Source organism: Fimbriimonadaceae bacterium (genome assembly GCA_023957775.1).
Taxonomy (GTDB): Bacteria; Armatimonadota; Fimbriimonadia; order Fimbriimonadales; family Fimbriimonadaceae; genus JAMLGR01.
The window spans coordinates 72,247-97,850 of sequence record JAMLGR010000005.1; the positions used below are offsets into that span (position 1 = coordinate 72,247).

Below are 25,604 nucleotides of genomic sequence, written 5' to 3' on the forward strand. Positions count from 1 at the left end.
CTTTGTCGTTCTCGACCCAGACCTTCTTTCCAAGCGAAGTTTCCTTCGACGTACCAGTTGGGGTAGATCAGCACGGGTTGGACCCGGACCTTGCGGTGCGCCCTCCTGCCGATGAACTCCCGAAGCCACTTCGCCCCCGCCTCGGCTTCCATCTGCGAAAAGGTGGGCACCATGCCTGTGACGGGTCGTGCGTTGGGAGAACCAGCATTGCCAATGCAGTTTCAGCATCTGCATACTGATCCCGTACCAGTTTTGCGGAGGCATAAATGGACGAGGAGCTACGAAACGTATTGGGTGAGATCGCCGCGGAACTGCGAACCCGCAACGACATGATGCGGGAGCAAGTGGCTCAGAGGGAGGAGATGCGCTCCAAGTTTCTTGGTTCGCTGCCATTTGGCTCAGGAAACGCAGAGGGTGAAGGCAAGAAATCGTTTGGCCTGGAGGCGATCGACCGGGCGCACAAAGAGTCGCTCCAACGCATCTACGATGATGCCGACCGCGACAGATCCGAGCGACGCGAGTTCCAAGATGCGCTGCTGGCCGAGATAAGGCGGCTCAACGACCTTTTGCAAGCATTGGTATCACGCTCACAAGGAGGATAGCAAGTTCCTCCCAGGCACGCTCGATCCCCAGCGGTGGCCGGGCAAGCCGAACGCTGCAATCTGCGATACGCCGTGGCCACCTAACGCCCCAGTATCTCATCGCGATGGGCTACCTGCTCGATGACAAACCGTCGGATTCGCACCCACTTGAAACAGCGAGGAGCCGTATCATAGTGATGCCATGGTCAAGACAGATCAATCGGGGCCACCCAAAGGAGGAGTGATTCTCCTGGCCGTGCTTGGGCTGGTGCTGGTGGTGACTGTGTTTGTGCTCGTCGGGCGGACACGATCCACCCCCTATGCGTTCCTTCGCGGGTATGTGTCAAAGGGAAACTACGGAACGCCGCCGCAAACCGATCCGCAGCACAAGCCCTACGCCACCGAAATCTACTACCTGAAGAGGGACTACGCAACGGTCCATCAGGAGGCGCAAGAAGAACTCAAGGGGGAAGGCGGCTGGATGGACGACAAGGGCTTCGGCTTCTGCCAGTGGAACTTGCCGCACACCGTGGTGATTCTCGCGGACGGGATGATTGTGCTCTCGGATAAAGATGGGTGGGAGGTTCGGGAGGTGCCTGGAACGATCTCGGTCGCGGTGTGCGACCTGGGTGATTGAGGCCGACCAGCAGGATCTTGAAAGAGCCTCCCTCACTGACCTACCAACCACTTCAAGGAGCTTATCGCTTCGCGAACTCTTGGTCGATCCGGATCGCGGCTTTGGCGAGGGCCTCGCGTACGGGGGTGTTGTTGTTCAGCACCGAGTCTAGGGCGTTTTTGCCGACCTTCTCGACGATCTCGTAGCCTTCGACCTTCGCACCCCACGGGGGACGGGCGGTGGGAATGATGGGCAGGAACTGCGCCTCGAGGGGGTCCTTCGCGCGCTCCGCGGCCACGTCCTTGCAAGCGCACACGGCGATGCCGCTCTTGTTGTACTCGCTCTGCACGCGGTAGCTGGTGAAGTACTTGAGGAACTTCCACGCCAGCTCCTTGTGCTTCGAGTTCCTGCCGATGGCGTAGCCGGATTCGTACATCACCGTGTGGCCCTCGGTGAACGACCCCCACCGGTACTCGGCTTTCGAGGTCAAGGGCATCGGGGCCACGCCAAGGTCGTCCCAAACCAGCTTCGGCTTGCCGTCCGGCCCTTTCGGGGCGTTCGCGTAGCCGATAAGGGCCCAGTGGCCGCTCACGGTCATGGCCGCCTGGCCGTTGGCGAACAGGTCCACCCCGAGCGCCGCCGCCTCGCTGAGCGACGGTGCCGAGCGGTCCACCGTGATCAAATCGCGAAGGAACGAGATCGTCTCCACGTTGGCGGGCGAGTCGAGAAAGCCCGCGGCGCGCTTTCCATCGGGCGAGAGCACGTCGCCGCCGTTGTTCCACAGCCACATGATCCAACCCGGCATCCAGTTGGCGAACGCGAAGCCGTACTGGTCCTTCTTGGTCAGGGCTCTGGCTGTTTGGCGGAAGTCGGCAAACGTCCAACCTGGCTGGGGATACGGCACGCCGGCTTCGTCGAACAGCCGTTTGTTGTAGTACATCACCATCGGGGTGAAGTCGTTGGGGACCGCGTACACGGCGTCGCCTCGTCGGGCGATGTCCACGACGTTCGGGAAGAAGGCGTCGAGGTCGAACTCGGGGTCTTGGGCCATGAAAGGCGAGAGGTCGGTGAGCACTCCGTTGTCGACGAACACGGCCGCGCTGGACGCATCGAGCAGCATGATGTCGGGCTCGGTGCCCGCCACGAACGAGAGGATCACTTTCGAGACGTAGCCGTCGGGGATGCCTTCGACCCGGATCTCGACGCCTGGGTTCTCCTCTTCGAACCGCTTGTAGATGCGCTGGATCGTCTGCTCGAACTCGCTGTCGTCCCCCGCGCCGCTCCAGTTCGCGATGCGCAGCACGACCTTGTCGTCATCGCGCGCCCCGCACCCGGCGAGGGCGATGAGCGCGAGAAGCACCAGCAGGGCCCGCATGGAGACGTTGTACCACCGCCCGCGCGCCGCACCCCCACGCAAGGTGCTCGTCGCCCCGGTCTGGGAGTGCGCGAGCTTGCTCATCGCCCTGGCATGGGAGTGCGCGAGCTTGCTCGTCGCCCTGGCATGGGAGTGCGCGAGCTTGCTCGTCGCCCTGTTCCCGAGCGGCTTGCCGCGAGTCCGCCGAACGAGTTCGGCGCGTTCAGGGCGTCGCGCAAGCGCGCGCACTCCCAGACGATAGCACTAGGTATCGGTGTCGAAAATACTATATCCTTATCGAATGAAGACTTGGCCCCACGCTCCCAGCAAGGCGGTCGGCGAACCGGGAACTTACATCATCACGGCCGCAACCTATGGCAAACGGCCTTTGTTTCGCGCCGCACGGGAGTTGGATCTTCTGCTCGAAACGCTTCTCACGACTGCGGACGAACTGGGTTGGAGATTGCAGGCGTGGGCGGCCTTTGCCAACCACTACCACCTGATCGGCCACTCTCCTTCCCACGAAAGAGCGGTCCCCGAACTGACGAAGCGGATTCACGGGCGCACGGCGATTGCCCTAAACAAGATGCACATGGAGACTGGCCGAAGAGTGTGGTTTCGCGCATGGGACACGCGCATCACCTACCAAACCTCCTATCTCGCGCGACTCGCCTACGTCCACAACAACCCCGTGAAGCATGGACTTGTGAGGGACCCGGTCGACTATCGTTGGTGCTCAGCGCGCTGGTTCTGGCTGAACGGCGACCGCTCCTTCTTCGACACCGTGATGAATATGGGTTGGGAACGAGTGAATATCTAAGACGGTTTCTAGTGGGTGAACATCGGGGGCCCAAAGAGCCGCGCGTCCGCCCACGTATGGGAGTGCGCGAGCTTGCTCGTCGCCCTGCTGCCGAGCGGCTCGCTGCGAGTCCGCCGAACGAGTTCGGCGCGTTCAGGGCGTCGCGCAAGCGCGCGCACTCCCACGCGTCGGCTTGCCGCGAGTCCGCCGAACAAGTTCGGCTCGTTCAGGGCGTCGCGCAAGCGCGCGCACTCCCACGCGTCGGCTTGCCGCGAGTCCGCCGAACGAGTTCGGCGCGTTCAGGGCGTCGCGCAAGCGCGCGCACTCCCACGCTCTCACAGTTACCGGCGGTGGACGGTGGCCCAGACCTCTCGTTTGGCGTCGAGGTCGCGGGTTTGCTTCCGGGCCTCCACGAGGTCGACGTAGACCGTGGCGATCTCGTGGGCGCGCATCGGCACGCGCACGGTGGCCCCTCCACCGCGGAGCGGCTCGGCGTCGCCGCCGAGGAGGTGGGTCTTGAACGCGGCGGCGACCTCGCCGCCCCACGTCAACTCGGCCTCCGTGGCGGAGCCGTTCCACTCGACCAGCCTTGCCACGAGCGGGTAGCCGATGCTGGCGCCAGCGTAGCCCTCCACGTGGTGGCCGGAATCCTCGGCCTCGCGGTACACGGCTTCGACCGTGATGCCGGCCCCCACGCTCCGCACCAGGGAGAACTCGGGCGGCGCATCGCCGCCGGGCGAAGTCGCCGCGGCCTCCACCGGCCGCAGAAATTCCTGCGCAAGGCGTCGCCGCTCCACGGGCGACAGGCCCGCGTGAGGCACGAGCCGGAACGCGGCTTCGAACGTGCCCACGAAGTGCGCCTCGTCCCACGGGTCGTACGCGCACAGCAGGACGCGCACGCCGTCGCCGTCCCGGAACCACTGTTGGCTGCCGTCGTGCACCACCAACACGCCGCGCGGGCCGTCGCGCTCGAGCAGATCCACAAACGAGGAGCAGTGAAAAGCGTCTTCGATCGTCTCGAACCACTGCGGCGACGTCATCCAATCGCCCTTGGGGTATTTCTTGACCCCGTGCGAGGAGCCCTCGATCTCCGAGGAACCGTAGGGGTGGTCCACCACGAGCCTCGGCTTGCCGAACGCGGGCGCGAGCCGCATCGACAGCCCAGCGCTCATCCCCGGATCGGGCCTGGGCAGGTCGAACGCCTTGATCGTCACATCGACGCAGGCCGTGTCGGAGGGCAGCGCCACCCACGCTTCGACCCGCCCTCCCAAGGGGTGGTGCAGGTGCACGACGGCGTCCCCCACGAACGGATCGATCACCGCGTTGGCGGAGTCGAGGCGCGTCCGCACGCCGTCCCAAGAGCCTTCAAGCTCCAGCGCGGGGCTTGCAAGGACCCCTTCGGGCCACTGCTCCGAACGCACGTCCGAGAGGCGTCCGAGTCGGTCGATCGAGGCGCGAAGATCTCCGACTTGGCAGCGCATGCCTCCTGGCTCGCCTGGTTGCACGCCCGTCCATCCCCGCGCCTTGCTCTCCAACTCGCCTGGGACCGCGCATTTCCAGCCCATCGGCGGTACGCCGCGAACCACCAGCGGCTCGCCGGTTACCGGGTGGCGCAAAGCCGCGTCGCGCGCCCACCCCAGCGGGTTGAACACGAGCAAGCCGTAATCGGGGCCCGGCACCCGCCGCGCGAGCAGGGCGAGCGTCCGGTCGCGCACGTGCCCGGCCAGCGCGGCCGACCGCTCGTACGAGAACACCCCGACGTGCCCGCAAAGGCCCTCGCACTCGTCGTTGTCGTGGTGCTGCGCGCTTAGCAGTTCGCGCCACGCCTCCTCCAACTCCCACGTGGGATACACGTCCCACTGTGCGTAAGGCCGGCCCAACCGCCCCGCCACCGTCGCCATCGCCTCGGCGGTCAACAGCAGGGCCTCGCCCGACCGGCTTCGCCGCCGCATCACGTCGCCGTTCTTGCCGAGCGTCATCCCGTGCCACATCTGGTCGGGCCCGTAGCGGCGCGTCTCCAGCCCGGCCGGATCGAGACGGGAGAGAAAATCCGTTAGGGTCCCGAATGAAATATCCAAACGTGGGTCTTCGAGCAACCTGCGCATCGCGGGCAGCAGGACCTCCGAGCGGCACATCCAGTCCGGCGAGGGCATGAGTTCGACCCACTGCTGAATAAGCGGGGGAAGACCGAGTCCCGAGTCCCGACCCCCGACTCCCGATTGTTCGGCGATCGCGTCGAGGGCGGCGTCCATGTCCTCGGGCCACTGGTGGAGATTCAGGGCGTTGCGGGTGGCGGTGACCAGGGTCGAGCCGTCGGGCGCTTCCCACAACACGGCCGGCGCCTCTTCGCGCGGAACCTCCGGCGTGTGCCACGTCCACTGGAAGAACAAGGACGCGAACTCCATCCCGACGCCGCGCAGCATCTGCGGGAGTTGCGGGAACCAGTCGAACTCCTCCTCCCAGAACGCCCGCGGCCACACGCCCAGGAGGCGCCGTACGGTGCGGGTGCCGTAAATGCGCTGGCGCACGTTCGACTCGCCGCCGTGGAACAGCCCGTACGGCTGCCCGTAGGAGCACCCCACGGGTTCCACGGTTCCCGAAGCCACGGCGCGGCGCAAGTCCGCCAAAGCCTCGGGCGCCTCGGCCGCCAGCTTTTCGTAGCCGATGCCGTCGAAGTTCACGCACCCCTTCGCACCCGTGGCCTCGCACCAGGCCAGCATGTCGCGCACCGAGCCCGGCAGCACGTGGGCCCCCCAGAGCCACTCCATGTCCACCCAGTGCATGTGGTTGGCGAACGTGTAGGCGATCGATTTGCGCTCCACGAGTGGGAGTATGACGGCCCCAATGGGACGGGGAAACTCCGACTTGACAAAGCCACCCCGTTCGGCCGAAACTGCAAGCAGACCGACCTGGTGAAGTTGCCAGGTGGCAAAGGAGCGAGCCATGGCTAAGCGGGGTACGCCGCTTCGAATCGAATCCGCGTTCGTCAAAGGTTTTCACCCATCGGGGCTTCTTGAGGCCCGTTTCGATCGACGAGCGTTTCTCGCCGGCGCCGCCGGCGCCGCGATGGGGGCCTCGGCCGTCGCTCAAGCCGCGAAGGGTGGCGGAAAGATCAGCGTCGCGCGCACGCTCGCGCCGGACGACACGCTGCGCAAAGCGGTCGTCCGGTGCGGCGACCTCCGCTGGACCATCGACACGGCCCTGTTCGAAGGCAAGCCTCGCCTGACCGTCGACGAAAAAGACGGCCGGACCCGCGTGACTCTCACCGGAGCGAAGCTTCCCGGCACGGCCTTCCAGCTCGCGTTCGAGGCCGAGATCCGGCCGAGCCTCTCGGGCCCCGTCCTGTCCGTCGGCTTCCAAGACACGGGCGTCGCCGGCGCGACCTGGGCCGCGGAGGCGCCGTTTGCCGCCTGGCTCCGCGGCGAGGCGCCCCTGGAGGCCTCGCTCACGCGACGCGAGATCCAACTCCTCACGGGCGGCAGCGCGAAGCCGCTGGCCCCGCAGGCGATCATCGTCGTGGCGGGCGGAGGGACCCTCCGTTTCGAACCCCAGAACGGCTTCGTCGTCGACGCTCCGACTCGCGTCCTCGCGGACGGACGGACGCTGCCCCTCGCCGCACTGGCCCTGAGCCCGATGCCCAAGGGCGCCCCGACGATGGTCTCGCGCGCGGACGCTCCCTTCACGGTGCTCTCGGGGCCGGGAGGCGCGGATTGCCTCGTGCCCGTGTCTCTGGGGGACCAAGCCGTCTGGTCGATCGATGGAACGATCGGCGACCTCCAGGACCTCCGCCTCGAGCTGCACGGCAAGCGCGCAGGGCTCCTGGTCTCCGGCAACGGCGGTTGCACGCTCACCGCCTCGGGCTTGGCCCTCGGCTTGGTGCGGACGCGGTTCGCAAAACTCCTGGGCGCCGAGGCCGACCACCACGTGCTGGCCGCGGACCTGGCGAAGGAAGGCGCGTGGCTCGACCTCGGCGGATGCGGTCTCGAGCTGGGACCGGGCGCCGACGGGCTCCTCGCCCAGATCGGACCCGACGGACAGCCCCAACTGGAGTTCGACGGTTCCATGCGACGGTTCGCCGCAGGCTTCGACGACGCGATCGTCGGCGTGCGCGGAGGCGAGCTGGTCCCGCTCGAGTTCGAGGTGGGGGCCCAGCAGCGCCAGACTCCCCCGCCCACGCGGCAAGTGCCGCCCACGCGACAGGTGCCCACCCGCACGCAGACGCCCAGCCGCGTGCAGATGCGGCCCGGGCTCCTGCAGGCCCTGTTGCGCCTGCCGTTCCGCATCGACGTCGTGCGGCGCGAGGACATGCTCGCGCTCTCGTTCGAGTTCATCAACCTCTCGCTGCAGGTCGGCTCGGGGGCTCCGCGCCTCGTGCGGGCCAATGCGAGCAAGCCCGCCTACCTCGTCGTCCACTTCCCCTCGCAGTCGCTCGCGGAGCGGACCTTCGAGGAGAACGACCAAGGCGGCCCGGTGCTGGGCGACATCCGCCCTGTTCCCTCGCGGCTATCGGGTCCGACGCGCCTCGTGTTCTTCGTGCCGACCACGGTGCCGTACATCGTGTTCAACCTGAGCGGCGAGGACGGCAAGGGCAAGAACGGGCTGCTCGACTGGTCGAAGCTGAGGCCGAACATCATCCCCACGGCCGTGTCGCCGCTGGGCTCGAACCCGCGGCTGAGGATCGACCCGGGATTCATCAACCCGCTGGAACGGGTGAAAATCGGCGGCCTGTCCGCCACGCCCCCTCCCGGCAACCTCCGCGCCGTGCCGCCCCCCGACGAGACCTCCGGCATCGTCGCGTCGATCGGCGGGCTGCTGGCCCGACGCGGACAGGACCGCCGCCTCGCCACGCCGCCGCCGCAGGACCGCCGGCTCATCCTTCCGAACCAGCGGACCATCCAGAAGATCGAGGACCAACTGGGGCAGATCGCGCCCAACCTCGACCCCACCCTCATTCTCAAGCTCATCCCCGTCTCGCGGATGCCGATCGACGGCTCGCCGTACTACACCGCCATCGAAATGCCCGCGCGGCTCTACCTTTCGCCCAACGAGCTGTCCGGCTGGGCGCACCGCGCCGACGTGTTCGCTCCCGGTGGCCGCGCGGAGCTGTGGCACACGCGCCTCGGCGTCCAGCAGGCCAACGGGGTGAAGGAAGGCCCCACGACCGTGCGCGCCGTGGATGCCGTGGACTACGACGCGGACATGGGCGAGATCATCATGCCCGGCGAGATGAACCAGGCGATGCTGCGCGAGGACCGGGTCGGACTCGTCGACAACATGACCCACCGCGAACTCGCCAAGGACTCCAGGCCGTTCCCCGTCGAGCGCCTGATGCTGACCCCGCTCGGCGGCTACCTGAAGGGCGAGGGCACGTGGGACGAGGTCTGGCAGCGCGAGCAGCGCAAGTACGTGGACTCGTTCATCATGGCGTGGGCGCACAAGGCGACCCTCGGCAGAGACCACTACGTCAAGGTCGTCAAGCGCGGCTACCTCTATCCCACGGGCCACCCCGCCGCGTTGGTCTTCGTCAGCGAACGCAAAGTCCAGCAGACGCCCCAAGGGCCCGTGATCGCCTTCACCCGCAAGAAGGTGTACGCGATCGTTAGGGTGCCTAAGCTTTCGTACAACGCGAACCAGCAACGCGAACTCGGATTCCGGACGCTCGAATGCCTCACGCTCGAAACGCCCCCGCTCACGATCAGCGCGGGCGCGATTCCGGGCACCACGGCTTTCTGGATGCGCACGTCGGGCGGGCCGTTCCTGTTCCACATGCGCGGCGAGGACGTCGAGGGGCGCCCCGTCGAGTGGACGATGCCGATGATCTTCGTGCGCAGCGTGGATCCCAACCTCCCGAACGCCGCGCAGACGTACCAGAACAACTACAACGCCGCGCACCTGCACTACGTCAACGGCCCGGACGCCCAGCCGACGCGCCGCCACAAGACCAACGGCCAGAAGGCGGCGTTCGCACCGGACGACACCGGCAAGGAGTCCACCGCGTTCCCGCTCGAGGAGCTGTTCTTCGAGGGCAAGTGGATCGGAGAGACCGGACAGAAGGACTTCGCAAAGTTCCAGTGCATCCTGCACACCGCGAAGGTGAAGGTCCAGGCGATGCAGTACATGGCGGGGGCGGACAACGGCCCCGTCGAAGTGGCGATCCCCACGGTGTACAAGCAGGCGGGTTTCGGCGGGGCCAACGCCGCCAAGGCGTTCTTCGAAGTGCCGTCCGCAAAGGAGATCACCGCCGGCAGCGACACGACGAAGACGGGCGGACTGGTCAACCTCGACCAGAAGATCAGCGCGTTCACCAAGGGCAAGGGGCCGGTCGGCGGGGCGTTGCAGCAGGTGCTCGGGGGCAACACGCGCCCCGAGGACTTCATGCCCGACACGCTCAAGATTCTGGGCGCGGTGAGTCTGTGGAAGCTTCTTCCCGACACGATTCCGATCACCCCGGGCGACCCCAACGACCCCAACACCCTGAAGAGCCCCCGGCTCGAAGTGAAGTTCGACAAGGACGGCAACGGCGTGCCGATCCGGGCGAAGGTCGAGTTCCGCTGGTATCCGGTGGTCAACAGTTGGCCGGCGGACAAGCCGCTGCTGATCATCCCGCCGTGGAGCGCTTCGAACCCGGCGCTGAGTCTCGTGGGAGACGTAAGCGTCGAACTCAAGAGCGGGAACAGCAACTACTCGTTCGTCGGCAGCTTCAAGAAGTTCCGCGTGGACTGCATCGCCCCGGTGATGTCGTTCATCTACCTCGACTTCGACGAGCTGAAGTTCGAGGCGAAAGCGGGCAGCAGCCCCGCGATCACCCTCAAGCCGGACTTCCCGAAGACCACCTTCACGGGGCCGCTCACGTTCGTGCAGAAGCTGCAGGACTTGATCAGCGACGTGATCGGCATTGAGCCCGACCCCTACCTGCTCGCGAGCATGGACCCGATGCCGCGGCGGCTCGACGGCTTCGAGTTCAAGCCGTTCTTCGACCTCCAGGCGGGGGTCATCCGCGTCGGGTTCAAGTTGGGTGTGCCGACCATCGGCGTCGGCGTGCTCACGATCATGAACATCTCGCTGCTGGCCGAGGTGCGGTTGCCGCTCATCGGCTCGGCCCTGCGCGTCCGGTTCGCGTTCTGCGAGCGGGAGAGCCCGTTCCGCCTGACGGTCATGGGCATCGGCGGCGGCGGGTTCATGGGCATCGAGCTTGGGCCGGAGGACGTGGAGCTGCTCGAAGCGTCCTTCGAGTTCGGCGCGGCGATCGCCCTCGACATCGGCGTGGCCAGCGGCAGCATCTCGCTGATGGCCGGCATCTACTACAAGCTCGAGCAGAAGAAGTCCACGCTCACCGGCTACGTGCGGCTCGTGGGCAAACTCAGCGTGCTGGGGTTGGTGCGGATCAGCATCGAGTTCTATCTCGAGCTCACGTACGAGTTCGACACGGATCGGTGCTTCGGCACGGCGACGGTCACCGTGGAGATCGAGGTGCTGTTCTTCAGCTTCGACGTCTCGATGACCGTGCAGAAGCAGTTCGCGGGCGGCAAGTCCGGAAGCGCGCCGGAACCGCTCTACGCATCGATGGATCCCGAGGCCTTGCCGCAGGCCAGCGCATCGCAAATGACTTTCACTCAGGCCGTCAGCAAGTCTGAGTGGGAAACGATCTACACCGGAGCATTCGCATGAGGCTCGAAGCCATCTGGACCGCCCTTCCCGTCGCCGTCAGCGGCAACACGCTGAAGCTGTCGGTCTTCGTCTCGCACCGTTTGTACGGTCCTCCCGCAACGACTCTGGGCGCGGGCGGGTTCACCGACGTCCTCGGATGGGCGGGCAAGAACGTCAAGTTCAACGTCCGCTTCGGCGGAGGCCCTCCCGTGCCCGCGACCGTGGTTTCGGCGATCAACGCGCAACTGCACGCCGCCGCGTTTCCGGGCACGACACCCGTGCGCGGGAATGCGCCCACCGATCCGCCCCAGCGCTTCCAGCGGATGGCTCAGCGCGAGATGCAGTCGTACTCGGCCGCGGCCCTGGGCATCTTGCTGCGCGGCACGTACCAGGGGGCCGCGACCCTCAGCCCCACCGATCGCATCGATGCCGACCAGATCGTCAACACGACGCTCGCGTGGGCCGATCCGCTGCGCCCAAGGCGGCCCTACACCGAGGCGCAGCTCCTGCCCACGCAGTACGTGAACCTCGGCTCGGCGAGGATCAAGAAGGGCGACCGGCGCTCGTTCGCCGCCGTGTGGGCCGAGGCCGAGAAGCGCGAGGCCGACTCCATGCGCAAGGAGATGGACTCCGCGCTGAAGGCGTATCGCAACTCGGGCGGCGCCGCGCCTCCCAACACCCCGGCGGGTTGGCGTTTGCTGGCCTACGAGTGCAAGCGGTTCTTCGAGTCGATGGCCCCGACCAAGAACCACCCGAAGTACGGCGTGGTCCACGCGGCGGTCAACGTGCCCGAACCCAGTTTCGACTACCACGACGCGCAGTCGCTCGTGGCCAACCACCCGTCGCTCATGCGCGCGCTGGGATTCGTGTTCGATCTCGAGGTGCCGCTGCCCGCGGGGTTGCCCGCCAGTGGCGAAGTGCGCGTGGAGCCCGTCTACACCAAGGCCCCGGACACGGTGGACCGCACGCCGAAGACGGCCTACCAGTTCGTGCCGGGCCAACTGTTCCTGCCCAAGCCCAAGGCCGGCTCCGAGCTGGGCGTCGGGTATCTGAAGATCGGCGGGGCGCCTTACTTCACCGCGCAGTACGACATCGATTCCGGCGCGCTGAAGCTGATGGACTTCGTGCAGAACATGCGCAACGCGCTGCAGGTGCGAAAGCAGGTGGAGCCCACGAATCCGCCCCGCAAGCAGCAGCTCCTGCCCGGAACCGAGACGCTCGATCTCGACAACTCGGAGATCGGGCGCAGCAAGGTCACGCTTCCCGCCCTCCGCACGACCGGCATCTCGCTGTACCGGAACGAGCGGGCGCAGAAGATCAAAGCCGTGTTCCAAAAGGCGATGGCGATGCAGGCCGACCTGGCGCCCGCGACCAAGGCGTTCGATTACGACGACGTCGTCCGTGGATACCGGGTGGACGTGTTCGACCGAGGGGCTTGGCGGCCCCTGATGGGGAGGGTTGGCGGCTACAACCTCAAGGGCATCCAAGTGCCCGCGGCCGGGCAGAACGGCGCGCCGTTCGACGAGGCGTGGATGTCCTCGGCGATGACCTCTTCGCCGAGCAAGCCGGGCGATCCTCCCGCGACGGGGCCGGTGAAGGTCCACGAAGCGGTTTGGAGCTGGCACGGTTGGAGCTTGGCGGTCGAACGCCCCGGCCAGGCGATGGACGATCTCGGAAAGCCCACCCAGGGCTCGAACAAGCTCGATCCCAACTTCCCGGTCGCGATGAACTTCCAGGTGCCCCCGGGGTCGTTGCCGACCTTGCGGTTCGGGCACACGTACAAGATGCGCGCGCGCGCCGTCGATCTGGCGGGCAACAGCCTGCCACCCAACGCGCCGACGCTGGGCGGACCCGGGTTCGAAACGCCCGAGGCTCCCTACCTCCGGTTCGATCCGGTGCTTTCCCCGCAACTGGTCAACTACAAGGTCCCGGGGAACGCCGATCCGGTCAAGGACACCACGGCGGGCGCGGCGGAGAACCAGATCGTCATCCGCAAGTTCAAGGGCGATCCCACGATTCGGCCCAGCCGCCGCGAGGTGTTCCCGCCTTACGGCTCGGTCTCGCTTTCGGAAACGCACGGCATGTTCGACCTGCCCAACGGCAAGATGGACCCCGCCGCCTATCCCAACGTCATCGTGCCGCGCGAAGGCAAATCCGCGCCGCCCGAGGTGACGGGCTCGATGAGCGACGTGCCGTATCTGCCGGACCCGCTCTCGTTCGGCTACTGCGTCCAGTTCACGCCGCTGCCGTTCCCCAACGCGCCGACGGGCGTGAAGTTCGCACTCGGGAAGTTCCCCAGCGCGGGTTGGCCGAAGATCGGGACGGGCACGCTGCAGATCGTCTCGAACCCGGGTCCCGCCTCGCCCGCCCCGGTGGTCTCTGGAGGGAACGTCACGCTTGGGTTGCGGCCCGGCGAAGTGGTCAAGGCGCTCGTCAGTTCCTCGCTGGGGAACCAGAGCGCGCTGAATCTGATGGGGCTTTGGAACTGGCTGCCGCCGGCCACCCAGGCCTCCCACCAGGACGCCGCCCTGCAGGGCCGCATGTGGCTGATGACGCCCTACCGGGAGGTGACGCTGGTTCACGCGGTCCAGATCCCGGAGGCGCCCGCCCAGATCCTGTTCTTCAAGGCTTACCGTTCGCCGGGCGACACGTCCGTGCGCATCGGCGACAACGAGCAGACCGCGATGGTGACCCACGCGTGGAGCACGGTCGAGGTCGAGGCGATGGCCCAGTGGGAGGACGAGCTCGACCTCATCGAGGAGCCCATCCGCACGACGCTGAAGCGCAAGGTGGACATGACGGCGTTCAAAGTGGGCATCAACCGCGATGAATTCCTGCACCGGTTCGTGGAGCGGCACGAGATCGGCGACACGAAGTACCACAACGTCACCTACACGTTGCGCGCGGCCAGCCGCTTCCGCGACTACTTTCCCTCGCAGATCACGGAGTTCACGCTGGACACGGTGGGCGACATTCCCAAGACGGTGCTGGGGCGCAACCTGCCGGCGCCGGTGAAGGGGACGCTGAACTTCGACGCGGTCAGCACGGCGCGGCCGGACGTGCCTTTGATCGAGTACATCGTGCCGACGTTCGGCTGGTCGCGGCCTTCGGTGCCGACGGGCCAGCGCTCGATTCGCGACGGCGGGGGGCTGCGCATCTACCTGCGCCGGCCGTGGTTCTCGTCGGGCAACGGCGAGCGGCTGGCGATCGTGCTGCCGTCCGGGGCGTACGAGGGTGCGAAGGCGCCCGCGGGCATGCCGAACGCGGCGGAGTACCCCTACGTGACGCTGTTCGGCGCCGATCCGACGAACAAGAGCGGCAACGTGCACGCGCGGCCGCTGTCGAACCACTTCCCGGGGGCGGCGCCCGCCGGGAAGTACCTGAAGCTCGAGGAGAACCCCGCGTTGAACGTGGGAGCGGTCTCGGTGCCGGTGCAGTTCGACGCGGAGCGCCAGCTTTGGTTTGCGGACGTGCAGATCGACGCGGGGAACGCGGCGTACATGCCGTTCGTGCGGCTCGCGCTCGCGCGCTACCAGGAGTTCTCGGTGCCGGGTCTGGAGTTGAGCCGCGTGGCGGTCGCCGACTTCATGCAGCTCGCGCCGGATCGGTCCGCGACCGTGACGTACCTGTCCGACACGCGGTTCAAGGTCGTGGTGAGCGGCGTCGGCACGGCGGACGGGAGCCCTCCCGGCCGGGTCATCGTGGGGACGGTGGAAGTGTCCCCGGGAACGTACGACGGCAAGGCCGTGACGGACGAGGAGACGGGCTGGCGTCCGGTGGTGGTGGGCGGGAAGGACCTGGAGAAGACGATTCCGCTGACCCCGGCGCTCAACCGCGTGATCATCGGCCGTCCGCCTCCCGAGGAGGAAGGGGTCGAGGAGCAGCCGCTCGAGGCCGGGCAGGGTCGTGTGGCGGTTCCGCCTCCCAATCAAGGACGGGTGATCAACCCCCAGATCCGGCCGACGGTGCAGGAGGGTCCCGGCGAGTTCACGTTGCCCGGTCAGAGAGGTGCGGCGAAGTACCGACTGGTGCTGCGCGAGTACGAGGTGTATCTCAGCGACTTCCCGGAGCCGGTCATCGAGATGCCCCCGACGACCGCCGCCCCGCCCCCCACGCGCGGCCGCTTGGTGTACATGGACGTGATCCCCTTGGCCTAGGTCGACCGAGAGGTATAATGTCCCTCGCGCGCGGGTGGTGAAATTGGTAGACACGCTACCTTGAGGTGGTAGTGCCCACAAAGCGTGAAGGTTCGAGTCCTTTCCCGCGCACCATTTTTTTCGCTAGGTTCAATGGAACCTGCAATTGTGGGGGATGTGGTCCACTCTTCTGGGCTACAACGCGTAGACATCTTAACCCGGGGAGCGCTCCTCCACCGGAGCTGCTGTTCTGCTTCCAGAACGGTCGTCTTGTCCTTGACCGTCCATTGGCTAGGGTAGAGCGATGAGCGAGTTGCAGTGGACCTTTCTCTTCCTAGGGCTGTTGGCCATTCTCGCTCAACGATCAGGGGCTGAGGGGGCCGGTTGGCGAGCTTGGCTCGGACTGCCATCGTTCCTTTCCGCCGCCGGGCTCGTCACGCTGCTACTCGACGTGACCGGCTGGTCTCCGAATTCTCTTTGGATCGCCGGGCCCCCAATTGCGCTGGCAGCTCTTGCCGACGCGGGTGCACGTCACGGCAAGTACGGGCATCGAGAGTCGCCCGGTCAGCCCTAGCCGGCAGGAGTCGATTGGGCTGAACCTGCTTGCTAGCCCTTCAGCCGGATCCAGAGCGCTTCTTGGCGACCCGGAATGCCAAAGGCATATAGGTCCAAGAGATCAGTAGCGCAACCAACAGAGAGACCGGGAAGCCCAGCAAGCAAGAGATCACCCATCTTGGTGCTAGGAGGATTGTCGCGCCAGTGGCAAGGTAGAGCACGGCCCAGATAACGCGGAGAAGGCCCCAGAACCATCTGAAGTACCTCGTGAAGAACGCTCCCGAAGGATCTTCCTCCCCAGCCGATCGCATTGAAAACGTCAGCTTGGCTGCTTTGAGAGATCTCAGGAACATGTATGCGGAGAGAGCGGATAATGAGAGCCGTAGGACAGCCCAAACCCAGTATGAAGTGCCACGAACCTCAGCACCAAGTGCCCCGATGAAGAGAAAGTCGTGAGGCGATTGCATGGTGATGAGGAGAGCCCCGACTATCACAAGAAGACCCACGTTAGCGGTGCACCCTAGGATGACCTTCAGTATCCACCGTAACTTCGGACTCCTCGGGGCCGAGCCGACATTACGATGGATCCTCAACAGAATCGCCCTGCCTTGGAGCCCCCCAGCGCAAACCAGATCAACCAGGTGTGTAGGATCGCAAGGGGCACCGCCAAGAAACTCCCAAAGAGATACGCCCAAATCAAACCAGTGTAGAGAGTGCTCAGAACATCATAGTAGTAATCTGGGTACCAACGGTGAACAAGAGAGTCGAAGAGTGCGTAGCCCAGTGTGCCAACCATCGGAAGCACAAAGGCAAAAAAGAGACTTGGGACCTTCGCTCTCCACCATGCAATCAAGACGTATACAGAGCCGACGAAGGCTGAGCCAACCAAATAGCTTGCAAGTGTCTCAAGGGTGCCATGAAGACCTATCCAATACGGAGGCGTTATCAGCATCCACAATGGCGACATGACAACGCTCACGCCCAATACCGCAACCACTCTCAATATTGGTATCGCTGGACGAGATGGAGCCATGACATGTACCGGTGCTCACCTTTGGGACTTCTGGGCAAACGCAGCTGCAATTGCTTCTAAGCCCCTTCCAAACGGAATCGTCATGTCGTCTCCTCCCCTTGACTTCATGACCAGATTCCTCGAGCCATCGATCGCCACTTCAAGATCGCCGTAGGCATTCTCCATCCTAATCACGCCTGACAAGTTCGCGTAGGCCAACTTCCATGCGGAACCCATGGAGGCAAACACCAGGACAAAATCACTTTCTCGTTCACTAGACCGCAACACGCGCACAACGCCTAGCTGAGTGCCTTTCCATCGGGTAAGCGCTGGAAGGCTACTTCCAAGAGACCTGGTCCAGGCCTGCAAGTGAGAAAGGGAATCGAAAGACGACGGCAGGACGACACTACTGGATGGGCCTTCCATTCTGCTTGGAAGCGAAGGGTAGCAGTAGGTTCCGGTGGTTAAGGCCCCTGGGACTCCTCCCATTTGGTCCAATCGCTCAAAGCGGAGGTCTCCATAACTGATGACATCACCATTCTCGTGAATGAAGAGGCTTGAGGAGCTGTCATCGGAGAGTCGTGGGAAGACCCTTATCTTTGTGAACGCGCCGGACTTGAACTTACACTCAATGTCATCGGAGCCCATGAACCCGCGGTAGAGGAAGTCGCTACTCTTACCTACGGCCACGCCGTCAATAGTGAACTCTGCTGAATCCGGCTTTGCGTAGATGCCATAGGTGTGCATTGTTAGGGCCAACCCAAAGTAAGGCGTCGGAATTAAGATGGCGAAGGCAAGTAGGGTGACAACAGCTTTGACCCAGAAGCGTTTCCAGAGTGCAGAGGTAACTGTGAGAATCGCTGCCCTTCTGGGAAATCTACGAGCGCGAGCCATTAAGTCATCACTCCTTCGGTGAAGTCGCGAGCGGCAGTGTCAAGGGCATTGGCGTTGCCGCAATCCTTGGGGAGACAGCTTGAACTCGCGCCACACATGCCTTGCGAAGAATTCCATCGTTGTTCCGGGTAGACCCTCCAGCCGGTTCAAGGCGAAACGATCGGCGAAGGCCCTCCGACGCATTGTACGACGTAACTCCGCTGAATGAGTGGTGCGTCCCTATGGCCGTATGCTGGAGATATGGGGCCGTTTGAATTCCAGGACCGAGGACGCTTTTGGAGGAGTCCTTACGTGTCGTCCGCGGGACACCGTATCCTAACGTTGTGGAAGGTGCGCATCAAATCTCAGCAGATCGGCTCAAAACTTGGGCCAACGAGCAAGCAGCTGCCGGAGAGTTGCCTTGGCTCCTCAGAAGCCTCATCCGTTTGACGGTCGGACCACAAGCGAAAATCGAGTTCAACACGGGAACTGGGGTGTATTCAGACGGCTTTGACGGGGTTGTTCAAGCCTCTGGCAGCAGCTATGTGCCGGATGGCGACTCAGTGTGGGAAGTCTCCGTTCGAAAGGACGTTCAAGCCAAAGCTAACGATGATTTCAAGCGGCGAAGTTTCGAAGAATCCCGTCTTGACCGCTCGTTGGTCACTTACGTTGGCGTTAGCCTCCGAAGGTTCAGTGAGAGCTCGGACACGGCCAAGGCATCCTGGGCAGAGGACAGACGTTCGGAGGGGATCTGGCGTGATGTTGTCTTTTATGACCTTGAGGATATCTCGGAGTGGCTTGACCAACATGCTGTCCTTGGATTTCAGGTGGCCATCAAGCTCAAACAGTCTTCATTGATTCGCTCTTTGGGAGACTGGTGGGAGAACTGGGTTGCGCCCTGTCAGTTGAGGATCGGCAATGACTGGTTGGTGTCTGGTCGTGATCAGGAAGCCAAGCAGTTCGGGGAACTGATTCAGCTCGAGCGCAAATTCCTGACCATAAGCGGTTGTAGCCAGACAGATGCGCTGGCATTCGCCTACAGCGCCGTTCAGTCTCTGCCGCCGGAGGTCGCTGATTGGCTCATGTGCCGTTCTCTCTATATCCCATCTCTGGCAGCGTTCGAGCAGGTCACGCCCTTTGTCCGAAATGCGATTCTCATCCCGATGGAGGGATTAGATGATCATCACATTGGCCTAGTCAGTCCATCGAACAAGGTTCTCTATTGTGGACATCCCACGAAGTACGAGGGAGGGATACACCTCCCTAGGGTAAGAGTGAGCATTCTCCATGAACGTATGTGCCGGGATGGCTTGGACTCTGACGTAGCGTCGCGTGCGGCAAGAGCTGCTCGCTCCGGTGTCGAACTGATGAGGAAGGAGCTGGGAGCTCCCCCCTCCCCTTTCGACCTGTCCGACCTTGACAAGTCGGATCACGCAATCATCTCGGCAGCCCTGTTAGTCAATAGATGGAGCGAAGAGAACGTCCACGACGTCTCGCTTGTCGCCGAACTCGCTGGTACGGGACCGGACGAAGTTGAACGAACGCTTGCGAGAGTTTCTAGGCGGCAGCCGCCTCTGATTCGCAAATCTGGTCATGTGTGGTTCCTCACCGATGACGGGCTCGCATGGGATCAGTTGGGCCATCTAGTCACTAGCTCTGTGCTCAGCCCGTTCTTGCTTCGGGCACCCGGGATTCTCGGCGAAAGTGATCCGTCCTTCGACCTCGATCCTTCTGAGCGGTGGAAGGCGAGGCTTCTTGGAAAGAGTCCGGTCTACAGTTCACATGTAAAGGTTGGCCTTGCGCGGACATTCGCAGTTCTGTCCGAACACGATTCTCCCGTCGGGTCTTACGCCTCAGGTCATGAGATATCTGATCGCCTCGTTGATCAATGTGTGAGTGGGGCGGGCGAAAAAGAGTGGTTCGCCTTGGCTCCGTCATTGTCACTTTTGGCGGAAGCCTCGCCGGATCACTTTCTCGCTGCGCTCGAGGGGGATCTCAACCGGAGTGATCCTGCGGTGCTCGGCCTGTTCGCAACGGAAACGCAGCCGCTCATGGGTGGAAGCCGCCATTCCGAGTTATTGTGGTCCCTAGAACGGTTGTGTTGGAGCAAGCGGTTTCTCAAGCGGGCTAGTAAGTGTCTGTGCGCATTACACGAGAGAGGATTCGGCAATGGAACTGGAAACAACCCCTTAGCCAGCCTTCGCCAAGTGTATGTGCCGTGGCACCCCTGTACCGAAGCCGACGCAGAAGAACGCATGGCCGTTCTTGACTCGCTGAGACAATCACATCCGGTTGCATCGTGGGATCTGCTCGGTCAGCTCATGCCACGAGACCACGATGTAGCCCACCCCACGAGTCGCCCGGAGTTTCGCGAATGGGGTGGTGAACGATCTGAGCAGTTTCAGACTCAAGTAAAGCGCTGTTACGATACGGTGCTTGGCTGGATGGTCGGAGACGCGGGTGTGAATGCAGGGCGGCTGGCAAGCCTAGCAAGCGCATTCGCGGGCTACCCCGACGAGTGGCTGAACTTGATTCTCGAACGCCTGGGAGATGTGGTCGAAGACATTCGAGAAGAGCAGGAGCGGTTCGTAATTTGGGATGGGATGAGCCGTGTGCTACGAAGGCACCGGAGCCATCCTGAAGCCGAATGGGCTATGACCGCCGAGCAATGCGATAGATATGAGGATGTGATGACTAGCTTCGAACCGCTAGATGTCGCATTGCGGAGCCTTTGGCTCTTTCAACCGTGGGTCGACCTAGGCGTGAAGGAGGACGACTACGACCAGCGTCATGCGTTGATTGACGAGGCGCGAAATGAGGCTCTCAAGGCAATTCTGAGGGAATCAGGAACTTTAGGCATCTTTGATCTAGCCCAGCGAGCAGAGCTCCCGGGTGTAGTGGGGGAGATCGCTGCAAAGTTGGGTATTTGGACCGGAGAGGATGAAACGCAGTTCCTGCTGAGCCACCTAGGAAGCGAGGAACGCTGGGGCCGGCAGCTAGCCATGGGCTACGCTGCACAACACTTCGCCGACGACGGTCCAGCCTGGATACTGGATCTGCTTGGCGGACCTGAGCCTTGGAGCGCAGAGCAGAGGGCAGAACTCCTCTTTGTCCTACCCAACGATCGGAATACGTGGAAACACCTAGACACCGAGCCAGAACAGGTTTCGAAGTTGTACTGGAGTCGAATCAACGTGTGGACGACTCGTGCCTACTCCGAGGACGATTACATGCTGTTCGCTCGGCGGATGATTGATGCCGGGCGCGAAGCTGATCTCTTGCACCTCTTGTCCTCGCTTTCATATTCTGGCAGTTCCGCTGAGCGCGAACTCCTTATGGTCGACGCTTTGAATGCGTTGTCGACGCGAGAGTCCTTTGAGCCTGGCGAACTCTCAACGTTAGGGAGCGAAGTTCGGCAAGCCCTCGAAGTGCTTTCTGGGTCCGGCCGAATCCAGGACACTGAACTTGCCCGACTGGAGTTCTACTTCATGCCCCTGGTTTGGTTTGAGTACCGTCCGAGAGGCCTTGGGAGGGCACTGGCGAGCGATCCGAAGTTCTTCGTAGAGCTCTTGAGCAAGATCTACCCAACTGATGGTGAATCTGATGGAAACGAAACGGAAGCTCGTCGGTCATTGGCAGAGACAGCCTACAAAGTCCTTCACGCCTGGGACGTCTTGCCTGGTAGCGATGAGGGGCGGATCAACCTCCGCATGCTGCTTGATTGGCTGTCGGCCGCCCGGTCGATTGCGGCTGAGAAGGGACTCCTGCCGAGAGCAGATGCATTTATCGGTGATCTGCTCGCAAAATCTCAACCTGACGAGGACGGTATCTGGCCACCCAGCGAAGTATGCCAAGCAATCGAGATCACCGCTTCCGACGATCTGGATCTGCATGTCAGAATCGGCCGTCACAATGCCCGAGGTGTTACATCTCGAGGAGTCGACGATGGCGGGAGGTTAGAGCGGACAGAAGAAGCTCGATACCGATCACTGCTTGGCGAGGTCTGATTTCACCAGAACGGCACGCATGTTAGTGGCACTAGCTGAGGAGTTCAGCTCGGAAGCCAGCGCCACCGATCAGAGCGCTGACATGGAGCAAGATCTGTGATCCAAGACCATCTGGACCAGCCGCGCCACTTTGTGGGCCAAATCACCCCACTGAACCCAAGGCCCCCCGGTCCAGGACCGAGTCTCTACCTGTATGGAGACTCAAACAGGTAGAAGCCTTGATTCCCGCGCACCAAGTTTCAAAGCAAAGAGGCCCCGTCGTTTTCGACGGGGCCTCTTTGGATTCCGGGGCAGGCGGTGCCTACCGGTTCTTACGGCGGCGCAGGCCCACGGCCAGGGCGGCGACGCCCAGACCCACCGTGAACGGCTCCGGCACCGGGCTGAGCGAGAGCTCCGTGCGGAACGCCGTGGGATCCCGATCGTACGTCTCGCCCGGGACCCCGTTGCGAATGGTGAAGGCGACGGTTTGGACTCCCGTGAAGACCGTGTTCAACGAGAAAGCCGTGCCCGTTTGGAACCAGCCGACGCTGCCGTCGCCGTAGACGGTGGCGAGCGGGGCGGTTCCGTAGGAGTTGGCGCCGACCGAGACGTCCAGCACCGCGTTGTCCGACCAGAGGTAGCCGCTGAGCAACCCGCCCCCGCCGAAGTTCACGCTCGTCGTGTAGGTGTAGTTTCCGGTCGTCAAAGCCGGGGAGAGGCTGTCGCCGCCGTCAGCCGTGAAGCTGATCCACTGGGACGCCGCGTCGTTGGCCACGTACACGTTGTAGGGAAAGTCTGCCGCGGTGTGGTTGAGCATCACCGCCGAGGCGGTGCCGCCGCCCAGGGTCGCCGGCACCGTGACCGACCAGTTCGGGTCGACCGTACCACCCGTCATGGCGAGCCCCGGGCCGGTGCTGAACGCCTGCGCCATCGCGGCGTCCGCGGCGACCGTGAGGCCGACAAGGGTGAACAGAGCCTTGGTTTGCTTCATCAAAATGCCTTCCTTTCTAAACAGTCCACCCGTACTCTAGCATCGGCGTGCGCCGTTTGGAATGGCGCCGTGAACAATTTTCGAAGACCCGGCAAGTTTGCTGGTTTGGGGGCTGGCCGATCCGCGGTTCACCAGAACCGCCAACTTGCCGGCGAACGGCTCGACCCCCTTGCCGGGAATGGGGGACGACTGGCCGACGGATCGCTGATCCGAAGGACGTGTCCCCCTGACAGCACGGCGCCCAGGACCTGGCCGGCTACTCGTTCTTCTATCCCAACCTTCTGGGCGGACACAGCATCTAATCCAGCGTTCCATCCTTCGAGGGACACTGGATACGCGATGACTGATCTGGAGTTGGCGAAGCGAGTAGCGGCGGGTGACGAACAAGCGGCGGAAGTGTTCGTTCGCGCGCACTACCCCGCGCTCTTTCGGCTCCTTCGCCACCTCACCCGGCACCGAGAGGACGCGGAAGACCTTGCCCAACAAGCGTTTCTGACTGCTCGCAGGAACATCGATCGTTTCCGGGGCGGCGCGTGCTTGAGCACGTGGCTCCACCGGATCGCGTACAACGAGTTCGCCCAGTGGAAGCGCAAGCGTCGGCATACGAGTCCCCTGTCCCGCGATCTGCCGATGTGGGAACCGGGTTACGCATCGTGTATCGATGGCGAGGGGCTGCTCGCCGCATTGGCGACCCTCCCTGACAAACTGCGCGAGACGTTCGTGATGCACGAGGTCGAGGAGCTGAAGCTCCGTGCGATCGCTTCGATCCTGCGCGTCCCAATCGGCACGGTCAAGGCGAGGCTGTTCTATGCCCGTCGACGTCTTCGAACCCTTCTGGAGCAGGAACCAGAGGTAACAGAACATGCACCCCAACAAGCCCTTCCTTGAGCCACAGATCCAAGCGCTCCGCGCGGAAGAACCGAGTGCGGATGCCGTCGCGCGCGCAGTACGCATGATGCAGATCGCGTCACCCGTCAGGAAGTCACGGACTCGAATTTGGCTTCGGGCGGCCGCCATCGCCATGCCCGCGGCAATACTTGGTTTGGCGTTCCTCTTCAAACCACAAACTGCGAGCGCGGCGGCCCTAGTACAGATCGCCGATGCCATGCGTGCCCGAACTACACGCCATGCCATGACCTTCAAGCCGGATGGTTCTGGCAGTTTCAACCTCACTTACGAAACCTGGATCGAGAACGGCAAGTTTCTCTCAGCGATGCCCGACGGTTACGGCGGCTTGCGCCTGAAGGGGTACGACGGACACCGCATGTTCATGGTGTCGAGCGCAGGCGAGGGGTTTATCGACGACACGGAGCCGTCAGGTATGCCCATCGAGGACCTGGGCTCCTACCTCGCCTACCCCAAGGCGCTCATCCTCGATCACCGATCAGGTCTCCGCGAGGGCGGGCAAATCGTAGACCGCTACTCCGTCGCGATCAGTGGGACGCGGTTCGATCTCTTTGTCGATCCCTCAACCCGTCTTCCCCTGCGGCGGGAAGTTCTCGACCTGCAGGGGAGGCGGCTGATCGAGCGCAACATCTACGACTACCCCACAGACATTCCAGATGCGAGGTTCTTGCCTCCCGCTGGGACGCTGTGTGACTACCCTGCCCTCCGGGTGGAGCTTGCCAAACGACTTGCTCAGCCCGGCCAGAAGCAGGTGGTTGGAGGCGTCGCTATTTCTCTCAAGGCCGTCATCGTCGGCAGGTACAGCGTATTGGCGCTTTGGACGGGCGGCGCACGCGGGAACTATCTGAAGGAAGGAAGCATGTGGGTTGAGGGTCTGCGCCATGGGGGCGGAGCGCCACCCGATCCCTTCCGCGTGCCTTCGTTGGACCAGCTCACACCTTCGCGCTCTCCCGTGTTTGCCAACGGCCAACTCATCCTTGGCGACGAATTGGGTGCAGGTGAGCCCATCACGCTGCATCCTCCGTTCAAGATCAGCGTCGCGGTTTGGGCAGAGGACCCGTCTCAGCCCTTGATCTCGACCGATGGGCGGAAACTTGGGAACAGGAGCAAAACAGTAGGACGCGCGACGTTTGTGGTCGATGACCCCCTCTACGCTGAGAGCCCCTACCGATTGCTATGGAAGCCGTCCGGCGAAGACCAGGTCGCCATCGCGACCGGTGGTTGATGTGTGCAGTGGGGGGCAAAGGAGGCGCATCCCTGGCACTGGCGCGCCTTGCAGACATAAGGCAGTTGGAGACGAGCGCCGCCCAACGAATCTCTAAGGGACACCGTCGCCCCCCGTCGTAGGCAGTCCTTGTGTCTCGCTGGCTTGTCTCGTTGTCGCTCGGGCCTAATCCTGAGTCTTCACGTAGACGAGGTCCCATTTGCCGTCGCGGAATTCGGGGTACGGATCGCTTGGGTGGAAGACCAGTTTGCGTCCTTCTTCCTCGACTCGAAATACAAACGAGGGGTACATGTACGCGGTGTCGTGCCTTCCAATGAGGACGACATAGTCGCCGGCCGCGATCCAGTCGCCGGAGACATTGCCTGCAGTGACTTTCTGCTCCGTGAACGTCATCGACTGCGGCAGTTCCTTAGCCGCTGAACCAGCCTCCGCGACAACGTAGCGGCCAAGGAGTCTCTGCTTGCGATCTGGATTGTCACGAAGGAGGCGGAGGTGGTTGTCCTCCATCCCCCAGTGGATTCCCCGTTTGGCGACCAGGACGTCGCCGCCGTCTTGGGCCTGAAAGGTCATCGGGGGCTCGTGGTCCCGGGTCAGAACCACCAGCCCGCCGGGCTCCAGCGTCCAGGTTCCATTCCCGAAGTCCTCGCTCCGAAACGCTCCATCGGCAAGGAACTGGCAAGGGAAGATACCAAAGAGCATGAAGTTCCCCATCGACGGATCTCGGCTGGGACCCGAGAAGTAGGAACTCCAGTATTTGCCCTGGACGACCACGCGCCGGACCTGGGGAGGGGATGTGGCATCTCCGCCTGTGGCTTGCCTCTGACAGCCCGTCGTGACAAGGGCTGTGGCGTGGATCGCCACCAGGAGCAAAAGCGCCACTGGGAGTCGAAGCTTGGCCATTGAACGCATCCTGACCCATCGCA

14 protein-coding genes and 1 tRNA gene are annotated in these 25,604 nt (G+C 63.5%); 9 read left to right on the forward strand and 6 right to left on the reverse strand.

Features of this window, described 5'->3' with window-relative positions; translation table 11 throughout:
- Positions 1 to 266: 266 nt before the first annotated feature.
- Together M9921_05675 and M9921_05680 are read left to right on the forward strand one after the other, a co-directional pair.
- Positions 267 to 602, forward strand: coding sequence for a hypothetical protein (locus M9921_05675; GenBank protein ID MCO5296330.1), 336 nt, complete (start codon positions 267 to 269; stop codon positions 600 to 602).
- 220 nt (positions 603 to 822) lie between these two features.
- Entirely contained in the window at positions 823 to 1,218 is a 396-nt protein-coding gene (locus tag M9921_05680; protein ID MCO5296331.1) for a hypothetical protein, read from the forward strand.
- Between the two features lie 61 nt (positions 1,219 to 1,279).
- On the opposite strand, the gene M9921_05685 is transcribed toward M9921_05680, so the two are convergent.
- Positions 1,280 to 2,800 carry a sugar ABC transporter substrate-binding protein gene (locus M9921_05685; protein MCO5296332.1) on the reverse strand — a complete coding sequence of 507 codons (1,521 nt, stop codon included), beginning with the start codon at positions 2,798 to 2,800 and terminating at the stop codon, positions 1,280 to 1,282.
- Positions 2,801 to 2,852: 52 nt separating this feature from the next.
- On the opposite strand from M9921_05685, the gene M9921_05690 reads away from it, so the two are divergent.
- Entirely contained in the window at positions 2,853 to 3,371 is a 519-nt protein-coding gene (locus M9921_05690) for a transposase (protein MCO5296333.1), read from the forward strand.
- Between the two features lie 8 nt (positions 3,372 to 3,379).
- Here M9921_05690 and M9921_05695 read toward each other — a convergent pair whose 3' ends face one another.
- Both M9921_05695 and M9921_05700 read right to left on the reverse strand, forming a co-directional pair.
- Positions 3,380 to 3,592 carry a hypothetical protein gene (locus tag M9921_05695; GenBank protein ID MCO5296334.1) on the reverse strand — a complete coding sequence of 71 codons (213 nt, stop codon included), beginning with the start codon at positions 3,590 to 3,592 and terminating at the stop codon, positions 3,380 to 3,382.
- A 99-nt stretch (positions 3,593 to 3,691) separates the two neighbouring features.
- A complete protein-coding gene (locus M9921_05700) occupies positions 3,692 to 6,172 on the reverse strand; it encodes a hypothetical protein (protein ID MCO5296335.1) in 2,481 nt (826 codons plus the stop codon).
- A gap of 121 nt (positions 6,173 to 6,293) precedes the next feature.
- Here M9921_05700 and M9921_05705 point away from each other — a divergent pair, with 121 nt between their 5' ends.
- From M9921_05705 to M9921_05715, 3 genes are all read left to right on the forward strand, one after another.
- The gene (locus M9921_05705) at positions 6,294 to 11,018 is read left to right on the forward strand and encodes a hypothetical protein (GenBank protein ID MCO5296336.1); all 4,725 of its coding nucleotides are present in this window, start codon (positions 6,294 to 6,296) and stop codon (positions 11,016 to 11,018) included.
- Positions 11,015 to 15,154, forward strand: a complete 4,140-nt coding sequence (locus M9921_05710; GenBank protein MCO5296337.1) for a hypothetical protein — start codon at positions 11,015 to 11,017, stop codon at positions 15,152 to 15,154. The genes M9921_05705 and M9921_05710 overlap by 4 nt, the downstream gene beginning before the upstream one ends.
- 28 nt (positions 15,155 to 15,182) lie before the next feature.
- Positions 15,183 to 15,268 (forward strand) — tRNA-Leu (locus M9921_05715).
- Positions 15,269 to 16,736: 1,468 nt separating this feature from the next.
- Here the strand turns inward: M9921_05715 and M9921_05720 are convergent.
- Positions 16,737 to 17,594: a hypothetical protein gene (locus M9921_05720; protein ID MCO5296338.1), complete on the reverse strand. Its 858-nt coding sequence runs from the start codon at positions 17,592 to 17,594 to the stop codon at positions 16,737 to 16,739.
- Positions 17,595 to 18,019: 425 nt separating this feature from the next.
- On the opposite strand from M9921_05720, the gene M9921_05725 reads away from it, so the two are divergent.
- On the forward strand, positions 18,020 to 21,580 hold the full coding sequence (locus M9921_05725) for a hypothetical protein (protein MCO5296339.1): 3,561 nt from the start codon (positions 18,020 to 18,022) through the stop codon (positions 21,578 to 21,580).
- A gap of 301 nt (positions 21,581 to 21,881) precedes the next feature.
- Here the strand turns inward: M9921_05725 and M9921_05730 are convergent, their stop codons facing one another.
- Positions 21,882 to 22,550, reverse strand: a complete 669-nt coding sequence (locus M9921_05730; protein ID MCO5296340.1) for a hypothetical protein — start codon at positions 22,548 to 22,550, stop codon at positions 21,882 to 21,884.
- Between the two features lie 339 nt (positions 22,551 to 22,889).
- On the opposite strand from M9921_05730, the gene M9921_05735 reads away from it, so the two are divergent.
- Both M9921_05735 and M9921_05740 read left to right on the forward strand, forming a co-directional pair.
- On the forward strand, positions 22,890 to 23,438 hold the full coding sequence (locus tag M9921_05735; protein MCO5296341.1) for a sigma-70 family RNA polymerase sigma factor: 549 nt from the start codon (positions 22,890 to 22,892) through the stop codon (positions 23,436 to 23,438).
- Positions 23,413 to 24,681, forward strand: coding sequence for a hypothetical protein (locus tag M9921_05740; protein ID MCO5296342.1), 1,269 nt, complete (start codon positions 23,413 to 23,415; stop codon positions 24,679 to 24,681). The genes M9921_05735 and M9921_05740 overlap by 26 nt, the downstream gene beginning before the upstream one ends.
- 165 nt (positions 24,682 to 24,846) lie before the next feature.
- On the opposite strand, the gene M9921_05745 is transcribed toward M9921_05740, so the two are convergent.
- Complete coding sequence (locus M9921_05745; protein ID MCO5296343.1) at positions 24,847 to 25,581, reverse strand: hypothetical protein; 735 nt, start codon at positions 25,579 to 25,581, stop codon at positions 24,847 to 24,849.
- Between the last annotated feature and the right edge of the window lie 23 nt (positions 25,582 to 25,604).

What these genes read in the sequence shown, in the direction of transcription:
- M9921_05675 (MCO5296330.1), top strand. Translation starts at nt 267, where the DNA reads ATGGACGAGGAGCTACGAAACGTATTGGGTGAGATCGCCGCGGAACTG.
- M9921_05690 (MCO5296333.1), top strand. Translation starts at nt 2,853, where the DNA reads ATGAAGACTTGGCCCCACGCTCCCAGCAAGGCGGTCGGCGAACCGGGA.
- M9921_05705 (MCO5296336.1), top strand. Translation starts at nt 6,294, where the DNA reads ATGGCTAAGCGGGGTACGCCGCTTCGAATCGAATCCGCGTTCGTCAAA.
- M9921_05710 (MCO5296337.1), top strand. Translation starts at nt 11,015, where the DNA reads ATGAGGCTCGAAGCCATCTGGACCGCCCTTCCCGTCGCCGTCAGCGGC.
- M9921_05720 (MCO5296338.1), bottom strand. Translation starts at nt 17,594, where the DNA reads ATGGCTCGCGCTCGTAGATTTCCCAGAAGGGCAGCGATTCTCACAGTT.
- M9921_05730 (MCO5296340.1), bottom strand. Translation starts at nt 22,550, where the DNA reads ATGAAGCAAACCAAGGCTCTGTTCACCCTTGTCGGCCTCACGGTCGCC.
- M9921_05735 (MCO5296341.1), top strand. Translation starts at nt 22,890, where the DNA reads ATGACTGATCTGGAGTTGGCGAAGCGAGTAGCGGCGGGTGACGAACAA.
- M9921_05740 (MCO5296342.1), top strand. Translation starts at nt 23,413, where the DNA reads ATGCACCCCAACAAGCCCTTCCTTGAGCCACAGATCCAAGCGCTCCGC.
- M9921_05745 (MCO5296343.1), bottom strand. Translation starts at nt 25,581, where the DNA reads ATGGCCAAGCTTCGACTCCCAGTGGCGCTTTTGCTCCTGGTGGCGATC.